Source organism: Terriglobia bacterium, from assembly GCA_020072845.1.
In the GTDB taxonomy this organism is placed as follows: Bacteria; Acidobacteriota; Terriglobia; order Terriglobales; family Acidobacteriaceae; genus JAIQGF01.
The window spans coordinates 50,793-71,424 of sequence record JAIQGF010000012.1; the positions used below are offsets into that span (position 1 = coordinate 50,793).

The window sequence follows — 20,632 nt, forward strand, 5'->3', positions numbered from 1 at the left end:
GCGACAACCATGGGTGCGGGTTCAAGATCACCCGATCACCCGATCATCAGATCACCCGATCGTCAGATCCTCTTAAACGCTTTCTGGATGTCGCGAACAGAATACCGCAACACCACCGGCCGCCCGTGGGGACATGAAAACGGGCACTCGGTCTTGGCCAATTCGCGCAGCAGCCATTCCATCTTGTCCGCGGTCAGCGGCGTGTTGATCTTGATGGCCGCGTGACAAGCGATGGAAGCGGCGATGCGCGCCCGCGCGATCTCCAGGTTGAGCGCCTGCTCTTCGCGCTCGAACTGCGTCAGCAACTCGTGCAGCATGCGTTCCACGTCGCCGGCGTCCACGCCGGCGGGCGCGGTCTTCACCGCCACCGTGCGCGATCCGAAGGGCTCCGCGTCGAAGCCGTTGTGCCGCAACTCGTCGCAGATTTCGGCAAAGATCGCCTGCTGCTGCGGCGACAGCTCCACGATCAGCGGCATCAGCAGCCGCTGCGACTCCACCCGCTCGGCCGCGCGCTGCCGCAGTACTTTCTCAAACAGCACGCGCTCGTGCGCCACGTGTTGATCGATGATCCACAGCCCTTCTTCATTCACCGCCAGGATGAACGACTCGCGCACCTGCCCCAGCGGTTTCAGCGATTCGAACGGCGGCGCATCGCTGGGCGGCAGATCGGCAAGTTCGCGCCCGCATCCGCCGTCGGGCGCCACCGCCTGCGATGCAAAACGCGCGACCGGGACCGCCGCATTGCCCTCCACCTCAATCGAGCCCTGAAATTCCAGCCGCTGCGAAACCGGCGGCAGTGTCGGCGCGCGCAGCGCAAAATCCGCGTCCGCCTGCGTGATTCCGAGCTCACCCGGGTGGCCCACCCTTGTCGCGCCTGGGAGAGCCTGCCCAGAAGCGAAGCGAGGGGGCGCGACAGGGTGGGGGCTTTCGGGAAATCTCGCACCGGGCGTGAGACCCGGCGACGCCGTCGGCTGCGCCGTGATCTCTCGGGTGAACTGCGGCACCGGGCGCGCCTTCATCAGCGCCGCTCTCACCGAGTCGCGCACAAAGTCGTGCACCACCGAACCCTGCCGAAACCTCACCTCCACCTTCGATGGATGCACGTTCACGTCCACCTCGGTGCTCGGCAACTCCAGGAACAGCAGGACGACCGGGTACACCGTCGGCGGCAGGATGTTGCGGTAGGACTCGGTCAGGGCGTGCTGCACCACCTTGTCGCGGATCAGCCGCCCGTTGACGAACACGAACATCGAATTCCGGTTCAGCTTCTGAATTTCCGGCTTGGATACGAACCCGTGGAGCCGCAACTCGCCCGGCACGAACTTTTCCTGCGGTTCGTCTTCGTCGCGCTTTGCCCACGGTGGTGGTTGCGGCAGACCCACGCGCGCCAGCGGCAGCACCGCCGCCAACGGCAGCAACTGATCGAGCGTCTCCCGCCCGAACACCTGGTAAATGCGCTCCTGGTGCGACCCCACCGGCGCCGCGATCAGCATCGCGTTCACCGACGAATGCAGCTCGAAATGCTTGTCCGGATGCGCCAGCGCGTAGTGCGTCACCAGGGAAGCGATCTGCGCCAGCTCGGTCGATTCGGAGCGCAGAAATTTCCGCCGCGCCGGCACATTGAAGAACAGGTCGCGCACCGTGATCGAGGTCCCCGCCGGCAGCCCCGCTTCCTCCACCCGCAGGATTTTTCCCCCCGCAATCTCGACCACCGTGCCAGACGGAACGAGAGTTGCCCCACCCTTATCGCTCCCGGTGGAGCCTGCCCCGAGCGCAGTCGAGGTGGAGCGATAGGGTGGGGATGGTTCTGAATCCGCCGCGCACGTCTCCAGCCTCAGTCTCGACACCGACGCAATCGACGGCAGCGCCTCGCCGCGGAACCCCAGGGTCGCGACCGTCAGTAAATCGTCGGCACTGCGGATCTTCGATGTCGCGTGCCGCTCAAACGCCAGCAGGGCATCGTCGCGCACCATGCCGCAGCCGTCATCGGTGACCTGGATCAGCTTCTTGCCGCCGCCTTCCACCTGCACCCGAATGCGCCGCGCCCCCGCGTCCAGCGCGTTTTCCAGCAGTTCCTTCACCACCGAAGCCGGGCGCTCCACCACCTCGCCGGCGGCGATCTTGTTGGCAACGTGCTCGGGGAGAATGTGAATGCGGCCCATGGCAAGAGTGTGAGGTCAATCGCAGTATACGAAAAACAGGTTGTCGGTCATTGGTTTTCGGTTCTCGGTCGTCAGTTCTTGCTTCCGTCGCAAAAGCATGAGCAGAAGTTCACCGCCTCCCGGAAGCTCGCCGCCTCCCTAAGGAGTGTCATCCCGAGCGCGCCTTTAGCCCTGAGCGAAGCCGAAGGGGAGGGATCTGCTTTCCAAATCGGCAATCGACAATCGGCAATCGGCAATGGGTTTGATCCGCTAACCGCCAACCGAGAACCGATCCAGGTTTTCCCAATCGGCAATCGATAATCGACAATCGAGAATGGGCGGCTTACCTTGACACGGCCACTGCCGGTGGTACGATCCAGCATTCCATGGAATGGGGTAGGTGGCTCTTGAGAAAACGCGCTGTTCTTCTCACGTTTTTCCTGGTGTGTTCTGCTGCGGCGGGGGACGTCGGCACCGTCACGATCTTCCGATTGGTGGATCATCACCGGGGCTGGAAGCCGATCGCGTTCTGCGATGGGCAACGCATCGCAGCGGTGCAGGGCGGGAAGTACGTAAAAATGAACGTCGCCGCCGGCAAACACACGTTTACCTCGAATAACGCCAAGACCGGCATTGATCTGGAAGTGAAGCCTGGCGGGGACTACTTCCTTCGGGTCGTCGGCACGACAGGTCCGTTCAGTGAGAATGGAACGTTCGAGCTTGTCGATGCGGTGCAGGCGCGACAACAGATTGATCGCTTGGAACCACTCAAAGCCGACCAAGTCGCCGGCGTGTGTCGGAACCCAGCAGGCGGGCAATGATTGAGCAGATCGCCAGGCGCGATCTCGATCACCGTCCCGCTCTGGCCGGTGTGGCCCGGTATCCGGGGCAAGATCTGCAATCGCAGCCTCGGCACGGGTGCGATATATACTACTAAAGTAGTATTATTCGCCGTAATTACTACTACAGTAGTAAAAATGGCGAATTACTCCCCCGCGCTTTCTTTCTTCGCCTTCACCTCGATGCTCAGCTCGCGCAACTGCTGATTGCTCACCGGCGTCGGCGCGTCCATCATCAGGTCCACCGCCCGGGCGGTCTTGGGGAAGGGAATCACCTCGCGCAGGGAATCCGCGCCCGCCAGGATCATCACGATCCGGTCCAGACCCAGAGCGATTCCGCCGTGGGGCGGCGTGCCGTAGGTCAGCGCCTCAAGAAAAAATCCAAACCGCGCCTGCGCCTCTTCCGGCGTCATGCCCAGCGCCTTGAAAATTTTCTGCTGGATGTCCTGCCGGTGAATACGGATCGAGCCGCTGCCCAACTCGGTGCCGTTGAGCACCACGTCGTACGCCAGCGCGCGCACCGACGCCGGATCGCTCTCCAGCTTGTCCATGTCCTGCTCGTGCGGCGAAGTGAAGGGATGATGCGCCGCGGCCCAGCGCTGGCCATCCTCGTCCCACTCGAACATGGGAAAATCGGTCACCCACAGGAACTGGTACGACGCGGCATCGTTGCGCGCGCCGGCGTACGCCTTGTGCCGCTCGGCATATTTCTGCCCCAGCGCCAGGCGCAGCGCGCCCGCCGCCGTGTACACCGGACGATCGTGCTGCTTGACCTCCGGTTTCACTCCGCCTTCGGACTTGTGCTCCGCCGGGCGCTCCGGACCCGCGACCAGCACGATCAAGTCATCCGCCACGGCCTCGGCGATGTGCCGCACTTTCTCCAGCGCCTCCGGCCACGATTTTTCCAGGCGCTTGAAATCCTCGAAAACCTTGGCCTCGGAGCGCTGGCCGAACAGTGGCTTGATTTCGTCGCGCTCTTTGCGGGAAAGCTCGCCTACCTTGGGAATGCGGATTGCCATCACCGGCGCGTCCGCCGCGACCTTCAATTGCGCGATCATCTCCGCCGGCAGCGCGTGGCCCACCTCGTACATCGGCGGCAGGCGCAGGTCGGGCTTGTCCGTGCCGTAGAAGCGGATCGCCTGGTCGTAGGTCATCTGCGGAAACGGCGTCGGGATCGTGACGCCCGCCGCCGCGAACGCCGCCTTCAGGAATCCCTCGGTGACCTCGAACACCCGCTCCTGCTGCGGGAAGCTCATCTCCAAATCGATCTGCGTGAACTCCAGTTGGCGGTCGGCGCGTAGATCTTCGTCGCGGAAGCAGCGCACGATCTGGAAATACTGGTCGAAGCCCGAGATCATCAGGATCTGCTTGAACAACTGCGGCGACTGCGGCAGGGCATAGAAGCTGCCGGGTTGCACCCGGCTGGGGACCAGGAAATCGCGCGCGCCTTCGGGGGTGGAGCGCGTCAGGAACGGCGTTTCGATTTCCAGGAAACCTCGTGAGGCGAGATATTGCCGGATCGCCGCCGCGACATTGTGCCGCAGCTCGATGTTGGCCTGCATGGCCGCGCGCCGCAGGTCAATGTAGCGGTACTTGAGCCGCACTTCTTCATTGGGCAGCGTCGGCTCGGAGGGCAGGAACGGCGGCGTCTTCGACTCGTTCAGCAGCAGCAGGTCTTCCGCCACCACCTCGATCTCGCCGGTCCCGATGTTGCGGTTCACCGTGCCCGGATCGCGCTGCTCGACTTTGCCGATCACCGCGATCACGAACTCCGAACGCAGCGAGGCCGCCTTGTCGTGCAGGCCTGGGCTGCGCTCGCGGTCGAACACCACCTGCGTGATCCCGGTGCGGTCGCGGACGTCAATGAAAATCAGGTTGCCGAGGTCGCGCCGGCGGTTCACCCATCCCATGAGCACGGCGCGCAATCCGGCATCGCCGGCGCGCAGCGCACCGCAGGTGTGAGTGCGTCGAAGATCACCTAAAAAGTCGAGCATAAGTCAGCTCATCTTGCGGCCGATAAACAGGAAATGGTCCGAGTACGCCATGCCTTCCGGCCACTGGCCGGTGGCCTCCACGATGTCGAGCCAGCCGGCGGCCTCTTCCGGGGGCATCGACGCTAGCTTGTCCTGCCAGGGCGCGGTGAACGATTCCGTGCCCACCAGCGCAAGCTCCTCGAAGTGCGCCGTCAACAGCGCATGGAATTTCGTCGCCGTGGTCAGATGCGCGTACCCGATGGGCGGCGCGTGCTCGGGATCGAGATTGCCGCTCTTGAGAAAGTCCGCAACGAACTGGCCGCGCAGGTCTTGACGCAATGTGCGGCTGGCTTCCTGGCTCTGCGCGTCGAAGAAGTCCTTGGTGAACGGGTCCGACATGTAGCGGAACATGTCCCGGAGAAACGAAATGCGGTTGATGGCGGCGGCGGCGACCAGCCCGCCCGCTTTCAGTACTCGCGCCGCCTCCCACACTGACTGTTCCCGGTCTTGCGGGTCGCGCAGGTGGTAAAGCGGCCCCATCAACAGGACCGCGTCCATGCTGGCGTCGGCCAGCGGCAGATCCGTGCCGGAGGCGCGGTGGACCGAGCCGATGTTCTGTTCCAGCCCGGAGGAGCGCAGCCGATGACGCGCCGCCTGCAGCAGGCCCTCGGAAACGTCCACCAGGTGCAGCGTGCACCCGCGCCGCGCGAAAAATTCCGCGTAATGTCCGGTGCCAACGCCGACCTCGGCGATGGTGATTCCCGGCGGCAGCAGGCGGGAGAAGTAGCGCAACGTGATGGCGTACTCGACCGGTGAATACTTCTCCAGGCGCGCCGCTTCCGCGTCCACGCAGGAATCGTAATGCCTGCCGACCAGAGCGGCATCGCCCTGCAACGGCTTCGCTTGTGGCTTGGAAACAGACATGATGGCCGCCCCTGCCGGGGCAATCCATCATTTTACACGCGGCATCCTACGCAGCTTGAATTCGCGCTGCGAGTTCCGTCCGCGGCACCGTCACCTGCTCGCCGCTGGCAAGGTTCTTCAGCGCGAAGGCGCCGGCTTTGACCTCGTTTTCTCCGACGATCACCACGTAGCGCGCGCCGATCTTGCTCGCCGTCTCCAGCGACTTCTTCAGCCGGAAGCTCTCATCGCCCAGTTCGACGATCAGATCGTGACGGCGCAGCTCGCGCGCCAGGTTCGCCGCCTCGGCATTCATGCCGGCGCCGAGCGGGGCGATGTACGCGTCCGGCTTTTTCGCCAGCGCTTCCGCGGTCTCTCGCAGCGACAGGATCAGCCGGTCCTCGCCAATCGCGAACCCGATTCCCGGCGCCCGCGGTCCCCCCAGCGTCTCCGACAATCCGTCGTACCTTCCTCCGCCCAGGATCGCGTTCTGCGCCCCCAGCGCTCCATGGGTGAACTCAAAAGCGGTTTTTTCGTAATAATCCAGGCCTCGGACCAGCCGATCGTTCAGCACGAATGGGATGTTGAGCCCGGAAAGGATGCGCTGGACTTCGCCGAAATGCACGCGGCAGGGCTCGTCGAGAAATTTGCCGATCGTGGGGAGCTTGGCGATAATGGGCTGGTCTTGCGGGACTTTGCAGTCGAAGACGCGCAGCGGGTTGGTGACTTCGCGGCGCTGACAGTCGGCGCACATTTTCGCGACCACGGGCGAAAGCGCGGCGCGCAGGGCTGCGTGGTAGCGCGGGCGGTCGTTGGCGCAGCCCACGGTATTCAGTTCCAGCGTCCAGCCCTGGATGCCGGCCCGGTCAAGGAACGTGGCGAGCATTTCCAAAATTTCGGCGTCGCGCGCCGGCGATTCGCTGCCGGCGGCGGGCGGGCCGATGGCCTCAGCGCCGATCTGGTAGAACTGGCGATAGCGCCCCTTCTGCGGGCGCTCGCGGCGGAACTGCGGTCCGATGTAGAACAGCTTTTGCACCCCGGGGCGCTCCCACAGTTTGTGCTCGATGTAGGCGCGCACCACGCCGGCGGTGTTCTCAGGACGCAGCGCCAGCCATTGGCCCTTCACGGCGCGCATGAAACCCGCTGCTTTCTCGGCGTCAGTCTTCGCGTCTCGGAACTCCTCCACGACTGCCCGCCCAACTTCTTCACTCGTCCGGTGCCGCACGCGGTCTTCCCAGGCGAACATCTCCTTGGACACGATGTCGGTTTCCTCGCCGACGGAGCGCTGGAACAGCGACAGGTCCTCGAGGACGGGGGTGCGGATTTCCTGAAAGTTGTAGGCGCGGAAAACGTCGCGGGCGGCGGCCTCGACAAAATTCCACAGCGCCGTTTCCGGCGGCAGCAGGTCGCGGGTTCCTCGGACGGACTTAATCATGTCGTTGGTCGACGGTCGACGGTCGATGGTCGACGGCAAGAACACCGCTAACAGCTAACAGCTAACAGCTAATCGCTAATCGCTACTTCCTCTCCCGCAGATAGCTTTCCTTGTACTCCAGGTATCGCTTGGCGTAGGCCATGATGGTCTGCTCGTCGTCGTGGCCGAGCTTCTTGCGGAAGCGGCCGGGGACGCCCATCCACAGTGACCCCGGCTCGACGTGCGTGCCCTCGGGGATGACCGTGCCGGCGGCGATGATTGAGCCCTTACCGATGCGCGCGCCGTTGAGGATGATGGATCCCATGCCGATCAGGCAGCGGTCCTCAATCACGCAGCCGTGCAGGGTGACCGAGTGGCCGACCGTGACCCACTCGCCGAGTTCCACCGGCCACTCCTCCTTCATGCCGTGCAGCACGCTGTTGTCCTGGATGTTGGAGTGGGCGCCGACCTTGATGTAGTGCACGTCGCCGCGCAGCACGGTGTTCATCCAGATGCTGGCGTGCTCGCCCAGGGTGACGTCGCCGATCACTTGGGCGGAGTCGTCCACGAATGCGGTGGCGGGAACGCGCGGGGTGATGCCTTTATAGCTTCGGATCATGGCGCGAAAGAAAAGAACATAGCACAAGCCGGGGGATTAACCACAGAGGACACAGAGGACACCGAGGCAAGGCAGCGGATTTTCTGGTTCTTCCTTCTTCCGCTTTCTCTTTCTCTGTGTCCTCCGTGAACTCTGTGGTTGATTCTGTGCTTCTGCTTTCTCTTCCTCTCTGTCCTCTGGGGCTGATTCCGCGTACATCCAGATTGGGAAGGGAACCAAAGCGGGCAGAGGCACCGGCAAAAATGCTGCGAATCGCTTGGGCCGGAGTGGTGGGCGCAGTACAACCGTAGCCATGGACCAGACGCTGATTGATCTCGGAATATTCTTTCTGGGCGCCGCCAGCGGCGCTGCGCTGAGCTACTTAAAGGACCGGCGGTTGCTGCACTTGTATGGCGACCTGGTGCGGGAGTTGTCGGGTGCGTTGCAGGAGCAGGTGGAGCATATGCCCGCCGACGCCGACGCGCAGGCGCGCGGGTTGCGCAAGCAGCCGGAATCAGTCCGGGAGACGAGCGCGTCGTGTCCAACTGTAGTTTGAGTTTGTAATCTGGAAATTTGCCGGAGCCGGTTGAGGGTGGGGAACCGGCTTCAAGACCTCTTGGTTCCAGTTCGGGAACAAGTCTAGATTGGAAAGACGATTTCGGCTCGGGGCGGTGCCGCGCGTGCTATAGAAACCTGTTTCCCCCACGGTGAACAGGTTGGCAGAGGCGGAAGCCAACTCGCACCCGGCGCAAGGCTGCGCTCGATCAACGGCATGGCCGATTGTGCGCACTCGAGGGCGACCGCGCTCCATCATTCTTCTTGCCTGCATCGCCATCCCCCTTCTATTGACCCCTACCACCGCGGCCCAGGACTCGGCCACCGGGGCGATTCGCGGCATGGTTGAAGACGCCGCCGGAGCGCGGGTGGCGGGCGCCAGGGTGCTGGTTACCGAAACCGCCAAGGGGCTGACGCGCGCCACCGTTACCGACGACGAAGGCGGCTTCAGCGTGCCCTTGCTCACGCCGGGGGAATACACCGTACGGGTGGCAGCCCCGGGGATGTCGCCGCTGCAGCAGGCCGCGCTGGTGGAGGTCGGGGGCACGGTCGAACTCACGCTGCGGCTGCGGCTGCCCACCGCGCAACAGACCGTGGAAGTCGCGGGCGAGGCGGGCATGGTCGCCGTCGAGACCAGCGCCATTTCCACCGTCCTGAGTGAAGAAGAAATCTCCGACCTGCCGCTGAACGGGCGGCGGTTTGCCGACCTGGCGCTGCTCACGCCGAACATGACCACGGATCCGCGCTCGCTCACCTCGGCCACCAATGGTGATCTGGCGTATGGCGGCATTCGCGGCGTGTACTCCAGCTACCTGGTGGACGGCGCCGACAACAACAACGCCTTCTTCGCGCAGGCGCGAGGCCGCTATCGCGCGCCCTACCAGTTCAGCAACGAGGTGGTGCAGGAATTCCGGGTTTCCTCGAACACCTACGGCGCCGAGCTGGGACGGGCGGGCGGAGCGGTGATCAACGTGGTCACGCGCAGCGGTTCCAATTATTTTCACGGTACCGGGTTCTATTACCTGCGCGACAGCGGCTTCAATGCCACCCCGGATTACGTAGGCTTCAAGCCGCAGGACCGGCAGCACCAGTTCGGCGGAACGCTGAGCGGCCCGATCAAGAAGAACCGCGCGTTTTTCTTTGCCGGCTTCGACCAACACATCTTCCAGGTGCCGACGGTGGTGCACTTCCTCAATGGCTACCCGGTACTGATGCCGACGGTGAACGACTTCGAGTACAGCGACTACTCGCTGGTGATGGCGACCGCCGCGGCGCTGTCGAAAATGGGCGGCGAGTTCCGTTCGCGGCTGCTGGGCAACGCCGCCTTCGCCAAGCTGGACGTGGCGATCACGCCGCGGCATCACCTGAGCGCGCGCGTGAACACCTCGCGCTATTACGGCGCGAACAACGTCTTCTTCGATCCGGCCAGCCCCATCACCACCTATGCGCTCAGCGAAAATGGCGAAGAGGACGTAGCCACCGAGACCGCTTCTGTGACGCTAGCCAGCGGCCTCACCAACAACCTTACCAGCCATTTACGGCTGCAGTTTTCGCGCGACCTTCAGCAGTCGTACCCCAATTCGGCTTTTCCGCTGACCCGCATTTACGGCGCCGTCGATGGATTCGGGCGCTCTTCCATCCTGCCGCGCGCAACCCGCGAGCACCGCCTGCATGCCGCCGAGACGCTGGCGTTTTCCGGGCGGCGGCATTCGTTCAAGTTCGGCGGCGATCTCATCAGCACCTGGATTTACAACTTTTTCCCGTCGCTGTTCGGCGGAGAGTACATCTTCGACGACGTGACCGTGGACCCGTGGACGTTTGCCCCGCAGACCTACGGGATGCGGATCACGCCGCTGCGCGCGTACGCCCACATGGTGCCGCATTACTACATTCAGAATTTCGGCACGGCGGTGTCGCATCCCGATACCACCGAGTACGCCGCCTTCGTGCAGGACACCATCCGCGTCACCGGCCACTTTGGGCTGACGCTGGGCGTGCGCTACGATTTCCAGGCGTTCCGCACCGACAATCTGGTCTCGAACTACTACTTCCGTGATTCCGGCCGCGTGCCGGTGGACCGCAACAACGTTGCGCCGCGGGTGGGATTCGCGTACTCCATCGGCGAGCGCCATCCGCTCGTGATCCGCGGCGGGTACGGGCTGTTCTACACCCGCATTCCCTCGATGTACACCTCGGCGATCGAGACGGAGAACGGCGACCGGCGGATGAACCTGATGCTGAGCAACGCGCGCCAGGAGGACCGGCCGCTGTTCCCGGCGTATCCGGCCCCACTGGTTTCGTGCGCGACCTCGGCCACGGTATGCGCGCCGCCGCCGGAACTGCTCAGCCACATGACGACGGAGGTGTCGGCCTTCGCGCGCAATTTCCAGATCCCGGTGGTGCAGCAGACCAGCCTCAGCGTGGAGAAGGAGATCGGGACGCGTACCGCCGTCGGCGTGAATTACCTGTACGTGCACGGCATGCACCTGATCCGCGCGCGCGACGTCAACCTGCCGCCACCCACGCCGGTGACCTATCCGTTGTATGACCAGTCGGGCGTGAACCTGCTCGGCTACTACACCGTGGATTCCTTCGCCGCCTGGGACACAACGCAAACTCTGAGCTGCCCCTTTCCGCCGTGTCTGGGCGATGTGCAGCGCCCCATGCCGCAGTTGGGTTCGGTGAATGTCTTCGAGAGCAGCGCCACCAGCATCTATCACGGGCTGACGGTCTCACTGCGGCGGCGTATGCACCACGGCTTCGGAATACGGCTGGCGTACACCTGGGCGCGCGCGATGGACGACGGCCAGGACGCGCTGGTAGTGGGCAGGCCGGCGACGGTTCAGAACTCCTACTTGCCGAACCTGGAATGGGGGCCGAGCACCACCGACCAGCGGCACCGCTTCGTGGCGGCGTGGACGGCGGAGCCGCGCCCGTTTCATCGCGAGCGCCCGGCGCTGCGCTGGTTGTTGAACGACTGGCGCTTCGCGGGCGTAGTTACCATCGGCAGCGGCCGGCCGGTGAGCGCCCGCATCGTGGGCGACGCCAACGCTGACGGCAACACCTACAACGATCGCCTGCCGGGGTATCGGCGTAATTCCTTTACCGGGCCGGATTACGCCACCACGGATTTGCGGGTGGCGCGCGTGTTTCTGGTGCGCGATCGCTACAAGCTGCAGTTCCTGGCGGAGAGCTTCAATCTGTTGAACCGGGCGAATCGGCGGGTGGAGATTTCTGATGATGGGTTCTTGAATACGGCGGCCAGTTTTGTGCTGGGCGACGTCACCGTGGGCGGCAAGCAGTATCCAGCGTCGTTCCGGGCGACGCGGGGTTTCTTGTCGCCTACCAGCGCCTATGCCCCGCGGCAGGTGCAGTTTGGGGTGAGGATCAGCTTTTAGCGATTAGCCAGTAGCGTTCAACCGGAAGGAAAGCGTAGGTCGCCCCGGGTGCTGCAAATTGCCAATCGCTAACTGCTAATTGCTTGCTTTTGTTTCATTTTGAGCCGCTAACTTCAAATGGAGCTTGACTTTGACACCAAAAGCTTGGGATAAGTACCTTGGTCCAACTGGGCTGGTTTGGGGGTGTTTCGTTTTTGGCGGAAGTACGCTTGCAGGAAGGCGAATCGTTAGAAAACGCCCTACGCAGATTTAAGCGCAAGGTCCAGCAGGAGGACATCATCAAGGAGGTCAAGCGGCACTCCTTTTACCTCAAGCCGGGCGAAAAAAAACGCGCGAAGGAAGCGTTGGCACGCAAACGCAGCCGGAAGAAAGCGCGCAAGGAGCAAGACTAATCGAGTAACGCGGGCCGCAGTATCCCCCCAAGCGGCCCGCTCTATTTATAACCCGCTGCGTCATTGCGGGGGCCTTCGCATTCATACTCAGCACTGGCATTATTCGCTGTGTCGCAAGGGCCGCCGTACCTGGCGGCTCCGGCAAGGCCCCACGTGGAAGTCAGCAAGCTCGTGGGTGGGACCAAAGGCTGATCCTGTTTCGCGCAAGCAGGGGCGCGGGATGGGGACCCTGAAGGGAGCAAGGTTCGATGGAATTCCAGGACAAGGTCTTGAAGTGCATCGACTGCGGCGCCGAGTTCGTGTTTACCGCGGGGGAGCAGCTGTTCTTCCACGACAAACAGTTCAAGAACGAGCCCAAGCGTTGCAAGCCGTGCAAAGCAAAGCGCGCCAGTATGCTGGGGACCGCCACCCCCGGCAGTTATCCCAAGGTGGAGACCCGGACCGTCTGTTCGCAGTGCGGAAAAGAAACCACGGTGCCTTTTAAGCCGACGCAGGGACGCCCGGTATTTTGCCGGGAGTGTTTTCAGTCGTCGAAACGAAGTTCGGCCGCAAGCGCCTGACTTTCTGACCAGTCTCTGACCGGGCCACTTAAGTAGGACACCAGACCTGTGTGTCCGAAATCGAAGAGGTGTGCTCGCGCGTGGTCGCGCGACCGCTCTTTCCCTCCCCAGCCATTTTTCCGGGAAAAACTTACGCCTGCTTATCCGGCCTTCTTGGCCTCGTGGCGCGTGGACCGCGAGCCGGAAACGGCTTTGTTGGCGGCGGCGGCGGCGGTGCGTTTCTGGTCTTCGTGCGCGATCAGCAGCGCCTCGATCTGCCGCAACAGGTCCTGGGTATTCACCGGCTTGACGAGCAGAGATTGCGCGCCCTTGCTTTTCCAGTCGCTGCCCAGCGACGGGTACGCGGTCAGAATGGAAGTGGCGGGATTGTAGGGCTGCTGTTTGGCCGCGCGGATGACGTCGTAGCCGGTGGTTTCGGTCTCCAGGCGCATGTCGGTGATGACCATGTGGAAGACGCCGGCGTCCAGCTTCTGCCGCGCTTCGCATCCGCTCAAGGCGGTTTCGACCTCGAAGCCGTTCATCTCGAGAATGGCTTTGAGGGTGAGCAGAATGGCGAGTTCGTCATCCACCAGAAGGATGCGGCGCTTCATGTAATCGACCCCCACGGCCCGGCTTGCCGCAGCGTTGCGATGCACCAGGCGCCAGCGCTCGTTGCAAGCAGATGCCCGCAAATTTGGCGCGAAAACCTGCGCGTATAATACCACTCGTGTCGAGCTTTTATGTGGAGAACTTCGGCTGTCGCGCGACCCAAGCCGACGGGGCGGCCATCGAACGCCAGCTTCGCGAGCGAGGATTGGAGCGCGCCCCGCAGCCGGAGGAAGCGCAGGTGGTTGTTCTCAACACCTGCACCGTAACCGCGTCGGCGGACCAGGACGTGCGCGCCGCCATCCGCAGGATTTATCGCGGCAATCCGGAATGCAAGATTCTTGTGACCGGCTGCTACGCACAGCGCGCGCCCCAGGAGTTGGCGGCCCTGCCCGGCGTGCGGTGGGTGATCGGGAACTCCCACAAACAGCAGGTCGGAGACGTGGTGTGCGGAGGGGAGGGATTCGTTCCGTTAGGGATGATTTCTCCGGCCCAGGGCGGCCGCGCTACTCCTCCGCCGCAAGTCATCGTCGGTGACATCTTCGCGCACACCGAATTGCTGGCGGCGCCGGTCTTCGATGGCGGCGCGGACAAGACGCGGCCGAATTTGAAGGTGCAAGACGGGTGTGACAACCGCTGCTCGTTCTGCATTATTCCTTCAGTGCGCGGCGCTAGCCGGTCGCTGCCGATGGCCGAAGTTCTGGCGCAAGTTGGCGCTCTGGTACGCGGCGGTTTTCGCGAGGTGGTGATCTCGGGAATTAATCTGGGTCGCTGGGGCCGGGATTTTGCCCAGCCGGACCGCTTCGTCAACCTGGTGCGCGCCATCATGGAGCGCACCGAGCTGGAAAAGCTGCGCCTCAGCTCGGTGGAGCCGATGGACTGGACGCCGGAACTGATCGAACTGGCCGCCGGGTGCGAGCGCATCGCCAAGCACGCGCACGTGCCCATGCAGTCGGGCAGCGACCGCGTGCTGCGCGCCATGCACCGCAAGTACCGGCCGTGGCACTACGCGGAGAAGATCCGCCGCATTCGCCAGGCCATGCCGGCGGCGGCCATCGGGGCCGACGTGATGGTCGGCTTCCCCGGAGAGACCGAGGCTGATTTTGCAGAAACGCGGCGCATGATCGAAGAATTGCCGCTCACCTATCTGCACGTGTTCACCTATTCCTCGCGGCCGGGGACGCGCTCGGCGGCGATGCCCAATCCGGTGCCGGTGCAGGTGGCGCGCGAGCGCAATCGCGTGCTGCGCGCGCTGGCGGCGGAGAAGAAGCGCGGGTTTATGAATTCATTCGTCGGGCGCGAACTGCCGGCGATCACGCTCAGCGTCGGCGACGATCATTCCACCGAAGCGCTGACCGATAATTATCTGAAAATGCGCCTGGCGGGACGGCACGCGGCGAACCAGTGGGTGGGGGCGCAGGTGCAGGGCGTGCGGGCGGAAGTGCTCTTCGCGACCGTGGTTTGAAATTTCGGCAATCAAGCTCGTTCCCGTAGTTGTCCTGTTTGCCGACTGTACAGCCAGGGGCTCCTCTCAATGCTGCGAAAAGACATCCTTGCTCTCCTGGAAGGAGGGGATCGACGGACGATCGGCCGCTCTGACCAAGTGGCGGCAATGGTGTCCAACGATCCAGAGCTTTTTTCTAGGCTGATCGCAGGTTTGTGGTCCGCAGATCAGCTCGTACGGATGCGGGCCGCAGACGCGACCGAGAAGGTCACGCGGAAGCATCCTGAACTCCTCCAGCCCTACAAGAAGGAACTGCTAGGCTTGATGACCGAGGCCCAGGAACAAGAATTGCGCTGGCACCTGGCGGTCATGATTCCACGGCTCCCGCTGAACGCCAAGGAGCGGCAAGTCGCGATATCTTCGTTGAACTGTTATCTGGAAGACCGCAGTTCCATTGTCAAGACTTTTGCTCTTCAGGGACTGGCTGACTTGGCGCAGGCTGAGCCAAGTATTCGACCCAGAGTGGCAGAGATTCTACGTGAGGCTACTCGGAACGGTACGCCTGCGATGAAAGCTCGCAGCCGTAAGTTGCTGATTCACCTGGAGCGTATTTGATGGTCAGTGTGCCGAAGAACTCTTCGCGACCGTGGTTTGAGATTCCCTCCCTTCTTTGATCAGAGAATCACTGATCGGATCGGCGATTCTTGGTTAGAATCTCCTCCGCTCCGAAATTCTGCCGGCATCTCTGGCCCCGTGGAGGACGCATGCGCAACCGCGAGTTCCTAGCTGTCGCCGTCCTGACTCTGCTCTCGCTATCGGCTGCGGCCGATACCAAGATCAAAACTCGCAACACCATGATGGGCCATGGCACGGAAAGCACGGTGTACCTCAAAGGCGCCCGCGAGCGCAACGAGGCGGCGAGCATGGGCATGGCGCCCGGTCTCGTGACCCTGACCCAGTGTGACCAGAAGCGCATTATCACCATCAACCCGCAGGCGAATACCTGCATGGTGATGCCGCTGGGCGGAGAATCCGGCGAAGGGGCTGCTGCTCCTGCAGCCGCAGCCGGGAGCAGCCGAAAAGGTGGCACGATCACCTTCAACGTCAATACCGTCGACACCGGCGAGCGGCAGAAGATGTTAGGGGTCAACGCGCGCCATTTCAAGAGCACGATGAACGCCGAATCCAGCGCCGACGCCTGTTCCAAGACCAGCCTGCATACCGAGGCCGACGGCTGGTACGCCGACATCGCACCGGCTCTCCACTGCTCGATGGGTATGATGCCTCCGCCTTCGGGCGCCGGCGGCCGTTCCGCCTGCCAGGACACGGTGCGTTTCAAGCACACCGGCGGTGGCTTTCCCGGTTTTCCGTTGAAGGTGACAACCACCATGCAAGCCGAGGGACACAGCTTCAGCACCGTCTCGGAGGTGGTCGAGCTGACCAACGCTCCGCTCGATGCTTCGCTGTTCGAAATGCCGGCAGGCTGCAAGGTGGTCAGCAACTATCAGGAGTTGCTGAACATCGGCGGCATGGCCGCGGGCATGATGGGCGGACGTCCGATGCCGCCTGCGGCAGCCCCTGCTCCGGAACCTGCTTCCCAGCCTGAACCGCCACCTCCTCCGACGCCATCTGCACCTGCTCCCACCGCTGCGCCGAAATCCAGCGGCGTGGTGCGCGTCGGGGTGGTGAAGATCAACGACAAGAGCGAGCAGAATCTACCCATCGAAAATCTCCGCATCAACCTGATGAGCGAGGTCACCCTGCGGCAGATGGAAGCGGTTCCGCTCGATGCCGACAGCGATTCGTCCATCGCCGCCGAAGCTAAGTCGAAAGACTGCGACTACATCCTCTACACCGATGCCAGCCAGGTGAAAGATCCGGACTCAGGCGGAGTGGTGTTACCTGCTACGCTACGCGGCGTCTCGCTGGATAAAACAAAGTACCAGGCGTTGCTCGCGATTACGATCTATCGCGTCGGCAAGCCACTACCGGCAATGAAACAGGCGCCGCTGGCGGCCGATGGCGACCGGATGGGTGTCAATGCCGTCATGGCTGCTTTCGAGAAGGAGGCGGACAAAGTCGCCGAGCAAGTGAAGAAAGACCGCGAGCCCACGAGGAAGGCGACACCGGCGCCGGCGAAAAAGCCCGCGGCTCGCAAGAAGCCGGGATAATCTGGGAGCTTGGGAGATCGGGCCTATGCCGCAGAGAGCGTCTGTCGAGCGCTGGGTGTTCGTAACCGGATTCCGAAGCAGTGTTGTTGGTCGAGAGATTTCAGCGCTCCGGAAACTGGAACTTGGCCGATAACTTCTGTGTGGGCCGTTACTCGGGCGGAATCAGCAGCCTGCTAACATCCTTATCGCGGAGGCTTCTGACTGCCGCTCTTGCTGCACGGTCTCTCAATGCACTTGAGTAGAGCGTTCAGATTTACGCCGGCCTTCTGTAACCGCGCGATTAGCTCGCTATCCAGCACCTGCCCCTTCAGCAGGCATTCAAGCAATTGGCACCAGAACTGCGTTGCGTTCCCCGCTCCGCCAGTCTCTCCACCACCTGTCGAAGGGTTATCGCCGCCCGCGTACACCGCAGCCGTCAACGTCTGTTCCCTCTGGAATGCCACTCCTTGAAACGTCGACCCGACCGACCGTGCGCGCACCGTATACAACCCGGAGAGTGTAGTGACGAACTGTCCGCTGAACTGTCCCGGGTCTCCCTCCGGCATCGCTAGAGTGAAGGTACTTGCATCCGGCCGCATCACCTCTGCCCAGCACCACGCACGCTTCTCCACCGGAACCGCGTATTCCAGCAGGCTCGCATACACACTCACGGATGCTCCCGGCGTGAAGGCGCTCTGCACCGCGCGAGCGTTGAACACGAGGTTTGAATAGCAATGAACAACTAGGTCGTAGCTCACGCTCGCTGCCGCCGCGCCCCCAGCCACATAGCTCGACTGGATGCCACTGCCCCTCTTGCCTAGCCGCAGGACCGCGTTCCACCCACCAGCGTGGCTGCCCGTGGGGGTCGCTGGAATTCCCGGCAGCGATAGGCGGTAATACGCGACTCCTGCCGTCTGTACATACTGAATGTTCGTAAGCGTCGAAACCGAAGCCGGTGTTATCACCTCTCCGTCTGGTGTCTCCAACTCGAAATCGAGCGCCCATGGTGTCGGGGTGAGCACAAAGACATCCAGCCCAAACTCCGTCTCGGCAACTTGGAACGGAATTTTATGAACCGCGCTTCCTGTCAGCACTCCATGCGGGTCTAGTACGACGTTTGCGTTCGTCACCCCAGCCAGCACCTGCACGAAATACTTGTTCAGCCGCGCCGACTTGTCTGGCGTCAGCGTCCCGGTCACCAGCAGATACCCGTTGTGGTTCTGCGTCAGCGTGTTCAGCGCCGCCGTGCTGATGTTCTCCGGCTGCCCGAGTCCAATCGCGAACGTGTTTGCGGTGATACTGCTGCCAACATCGGCGAGCATCGGCGCCGTGTTCTCCTCTCCGTCGGTCAGCACCAGCATCGCCGTCACGTCATAGGGCGGCGAGGCACTCGCCTGGGCCGCATCCAGCGCTGCCTTCCCCGCCGCCACTCCCGCTCCAATCGAAGTATTCCCCGCCGGATCGAGTTCCGGCCCCGAGATGTGCCCGCTTGCCGATATGCGTCCGGCGCCCAGCACCGGAGGACCCACAGCCGTCACTCCCATCAGCGTCTGTGCCGTGTCGTCGAACCGCACGAGCGCCAAACCGTCGTTATCGAGCATTGTGTTGATGAAGATGTTGCACGCCTCGCGCAGCTTGCCCACCTTCGTGTTGCCATCACCCGCAGGATCGGCCATGCTGCCTGAGTGATCCAGAACCAGCGCCACCGCGCTCTTCGGTCTTGCCACCGTGTTAGCGTCGATGTTGATGGTCCAGCTCTGCCCTGTCTCCACACACCGGACCGTCACCGTTCCGTGGCTCGACGAGCCCGCGGTCGTTGACGTGTATGAGATCCAGATTCGCGCGTCTGCAATCGGATCGGCATCGTTCGCGCTGACCGCAACCTGAGTCCCCAGCGGCGTTCCAAACCCTCCACTAGGCCCCGCAGTAATCTGGAACGTCCTCGTCCCGCAGGTCACAACCTCAAACACAATCGCGCGATACGTCGTCACTCCCACGCCGCCCAGTCCCTCAGGAACATTAGTGAATGCAATACTGGGAGTCGTCAGGATCAGAGACTCTGCCGGCAGGAACGGCTGCAGCGTCGACCGAATCACCGCTTGGCACACCGCGCAGAACGGAACGCCCAGTTCGCGCATGCGGCAATCGAACGATGGCCGATAGCAGCCACAATGGAAGTAATCCGCTCCCTCGTAAGCACCTACATAATCTGCTGTCTTCGGATTCGCCTGCGTATCCCGCTTGGTACAGTCCGGATTGCTCGTCGTCGGCAGCGGATCGGTCGTCGAGGTAAGCTGGGCCTTCCACTTGATCGTATTGCGGTCCGTATTGGTTGTAACGTTCGGTTGTGACGGGTCGCCTCCCGAGAAGTTGTCATGCCCCGTCTCCGTGGATGTACAGGTCCTGCAGTCGTACTCATCGGCAAAGCTGAATGCCAAGTGCCCCATCTCGTGAATCGCGATCTCGGCAGACGACGCGTTCGTCGAAAGCTTTGCCACCCTTCCGTCGCTCGAGCCTCCATACTCGCTCGTATTCACAATCACCATCGTCACGTGATTCTCGGGGACATATGTATTCGCTACGTCCTGTGCCGTATCGTCGTTGCAACTCAGCAGCCGCCGCACGTTGCCGTCGCTACAGAAGGTTGAGTCGAAGTATGTCTTCGGTGTCGCGCCAGAGCCCGTCGATCCATCTCCACAAGTGCCCGGGTCATCCGCTCCACTATCGGTCGAAACAACGTCGATGCGGAACACGTTGAACCCGCACCAAAGGTCCGGGTACGGATTCGTCGCGCGCAGAGTGTTGATAAAATTGTCCGTGTCCGTCGCAAACTGCGACAGCTCCGACGCCCTATAACCGTCCCCCATAATCACGAGGTTGAACCGCTGCGAGTTTGGTCCATGATCGACGAGCTTCGTCAATCCAACCACATATCCGTCGGATGTGCTCATCTCGCACCTCCACGCTCGTGACTTGGCCCGCCGTCCGTTGCGGCCTTTCCCTGGGCCAGGCCACGCAGATGCTCCATCGGCAGCCGATTCAGAACGGCGCTTGGCTTCGTCCGGTCCGCTCGAATCTTTGGACCGTGCAGCGTAAACTCCGCGGCATCCGGAAAATCTGGAACGATCAACTCGATCTTTCGCTCAGGCTTCGTCGCGGGAATGCGCCGGATCGTTCCCCGCTTCTGGTCGTCGAAGACCTCGATGCTCTCCGGATCGCCGTGCGGGAGCGGACGGTAATAGAGCAGCTTGCCGTTTTTGTCCCGAATCTCGAACCAATAGCCAGAACTATCCTCAGTCGGCGGCGACGGCGGCGGTGCCACCGCTCTCATCGCCACACGCATCGCCTTCAACACCTTTACCGTTCCCGAAGCAAGCGAGATCGTCACGCGCAGCGAATGCGTGTATCCCGCAGTTGAGGAAGCAATATGAACCTTCGACATAGGACCGCCTTTATTGTATCCGCGGGGAGAGTTCCTGTGAGCGTGCAGACACGCGAGCTGGCAAGCACCTGGGAAGCGCGGATCGCGATTGTGCGCCAGAAGTTAGGGTGTCGTTCGGCTGTCGATTACTCATCGCGCAGCTACCCCTTTTAGCGACGCAGTCTGGCACGAGAACCTTTTCGTGTCAAGGCTGCGACGGTTACATGCTTTGCAGGCTCCTACTTGTAATGAGCTGAATGGT

At 62.5% G+C, this 20,632-nt stretch carries 16 protein-coding genes; 8 read left to right on the plus strand and 8 right to left on the minus strand.

Going from position 1 to position 20,632, the window contains the following annotated elements; translation table 11 throughout:
* Window positions 1-62 precede the first annotated feature (62 nt).
* Window positions 63-2,162 (minus strand): DNA mismatch repair endonuclease MutL, encoded by a 2,100-nt coding sequence (gene mutL, locus LAN70_13835; protein MBZ5512231.1) that lies wholly within the window; start codon window positions 2,160-2,162, stop codon window positions 63-65.
* Window positions 2,163-2,548: 386 nt separating this feature from the next.
* Between mutL and LAN70_13840 the strand changes: the two genes are divergently transcribed.
* Window positions 2,549-2,962: a DUF2846 domain-containing protein gene (locus tag LAN70_13840; protein MBZ5512232.1), complete on the plus strand. Its 414-nt coding sequence runs from the start codon at window positions 2,549-2,551 to the stop codon at window positions 2,960-2,962.
* A 164-nt stretch (window positions 2,963-3,126) separates the two neighbouring features.
* Here the strand turns inward: LAN70_13840 and aspS are convergent, their stop codons facing one another.
* The 4 genes from aspS to LAN70_13860 form a co-directional block, all read right to left on the minus strand.
* Window positions 3,127-4,974, minus strand: a complete 1,848-nt coding sequence (aspS, locus tag LAN70_13845) for an aspartate--tRNA ligase (protein MBZ5512233.1) — start codon at window positions 4,972-4,974, stop codon at window positions 3,127-3,129.
* A gap of 3 nt (window positions 4,975-4,977) precedes the next feature.
* On the minus strand, window positions 4,978-5,877 hold the full coding sequence (locus LAN70_13850) for a class I SAM-dependent methyltransferase (protein MBZ5512234.1): 900 nt from the start codon (window positions 5,875-5,877) through the stop codon (window positions 4,978-4,980).
* 46 nt (window positions 5,878-5,923) lie between these two features.
* On the minus strand, window positions 5,924-7,288 hold the full coding sequence (gene hisS / locus LAN70_13855) for a histidine--tRNA ligase (GenBank protein ID MBZ5512235.1): 1,365 nt from the start codon (window positions 7,286-7,288) through the stop codon (window positions 5,924-5,926).
* 82 nt (window positions 7,289-7,370) lie between these two features.
* Window positions 7,371-7,886, minus strand: a complete 516-nt coding sequence (locus tag LAN70_13860) for a gamma carbonic anhydrase family protein (GenBank protein ID MBZ5512236.1) — start codon at window positions 7,884-7,886, stop codon at window positions 7,371-7,373.
* Between the two features lie 292 nt (window positions 7,887-8,178).
* Between LAN70_13860 and LAN70_13865 the strand changes: the two genes are divergently transcribed.
* The 4 genes from LAN70_13865 (at window position 8,179) to LAN70_13880 (ending at window position 12,770) form a co-directional block, all read left to right on the plus strand.
* Window positions 8,179-8,421 carry a hypothetical protein gene (locus tag LAN70_13865; protein MBZ5512237.1) on the plus strand — a complete coding sequence of 81 codons (243 nt, stop codon included), beginning with the start codon at window positions 8,179-8,181 and terminating at the stop codon, window positions 8,419-8,421.
* Window positions 8,422-8,710: 289 nt separating this feature from the next.
* Window positions 8,711-11,818, plus strand: coding sequence for a TonB-dependent receptor (locus tag LAN70_13870; protein MBZ5512238.1), 3,108 nt, complete (start codon window positions 8,711-8,713; stop codon window positions 11,816-11,818).
* 194 nt (window positions 11,819-12,012) lie between these two features.
* A complete protein-coding gene (gene rpsU, locus LAN70_13875) occupies window positions 12,013-12,210 on the plus strand; it encodes a 30S ribosomal protein S21 (protein ID MBZ5512239.1) in 198 nt (65 codons plus the stop codon).
* 248 nt (window positions 12,211-12,458) lie between these two features.
* The gene (locus LAN70_13880) at window positions 12,459-12,770 is read left to right on the plus strand and encodes a zinc-ribbon domain containing protein (protein MBZ5512240.1); all 312 of its coding nucleotides are present in this window, start codon (window positions 12,459-12,461) and stop codon (window positions 12,768-12,770) included.
* A 140-nt stretch (window positions 12,771-12,910) separates the two neighbouring features.
* On the opposite strand, the gene LAN70_13885 is transcribed toward LAN70_13880, so the two are convergent.
* Entirely contained in the window at window positions 12,911-13,360 is a 450-nt protein-coding gene (locus LAN70_13885; GenBank protein MBZ5512241.1) for a response regulator, read from the minus strand.
* Window positions 13,361-13,476: 116 nt separating this feature from the next.
* On the opposite strand from LAN70_13885, the gene mtaB reads away from it, so the two are divergent.
* From mtaB to LAN70_13900, 3 genes are all read left to right on the plus strand, one after another.
* Window positions 13,477-14,820 carry a tRNA (N(6)-L-threonylcarbamoyladenosine(37)-C(2))-methylthiotransferase MtaB gene (mtaB, locus tag LAN70_13890; GenBank protein MBZ5512242.1) on the plus strand — a complete coding sequence of 448 codons (1,344 nt, stop codon included), beginning with the start codon at window positions 13,477-13,479 and terminating at the stop codon, window positions 14,818-14,820.
* Window positions 14,821-14,889: 69 nt separating this feature from the next.
* Entirely contained in the window at window positions 14,890-15,414 is a 525-nt protein-coding gene (locus LAN70_13895) for a hypothetical protein (GenBank protein MBZ5512243.1), read from the plus strand.
* A gap of 149 nt (window positions 15,415-15,563) precedes the next feature.
* The gene (locus LAN70_13900; protein MBZ5512244.1) at window positions 15,564-16,970 is read left to right on the plus strand and encodes a DUF4412 domain-containing protein; all 1,407 of its coding nucleotides are present in this window, start codon (window positions 15,564-15,566) and stop codon (window positions 16,968-16,970) included.
* Window positions 16,971-17,152: 182 nt separating this feature from the next.
* On the opposite strand, the gene LAN70_13905 is transcribed toward LAN70_13900, so the two are convergent.
* Window positions 17,153-19,900 carry a VWA domain-containing protein gene (locus LAN70_13905; protein ID MBZ5512245.1) on the minus strand — a complete coding sequence of 916 codons (2,748 nt, stop codon included), beginning with the start codon at window positions 19,898-19,900 and terminating at the stop codon, window positions 17,153-17,155.
* The gene (locus LAN70_13910) at window positions 19,897-20,391 is read right to left on the minus strand and encodes a hypothetical protein (protein ID MBZ5512246.1); all 495 of its coding nucleotides are present in this window, start codon (window positions 20,389-20,391) and stop codon (window positions 19,897-19,899) included. The genes LAN70_13905 and LAN70_13910 overlap by 4 nt, the downstream gene beginning before the upstream one ends.
* Window positions 20,392-20,632: the final 241 nt, after the last annotated feature.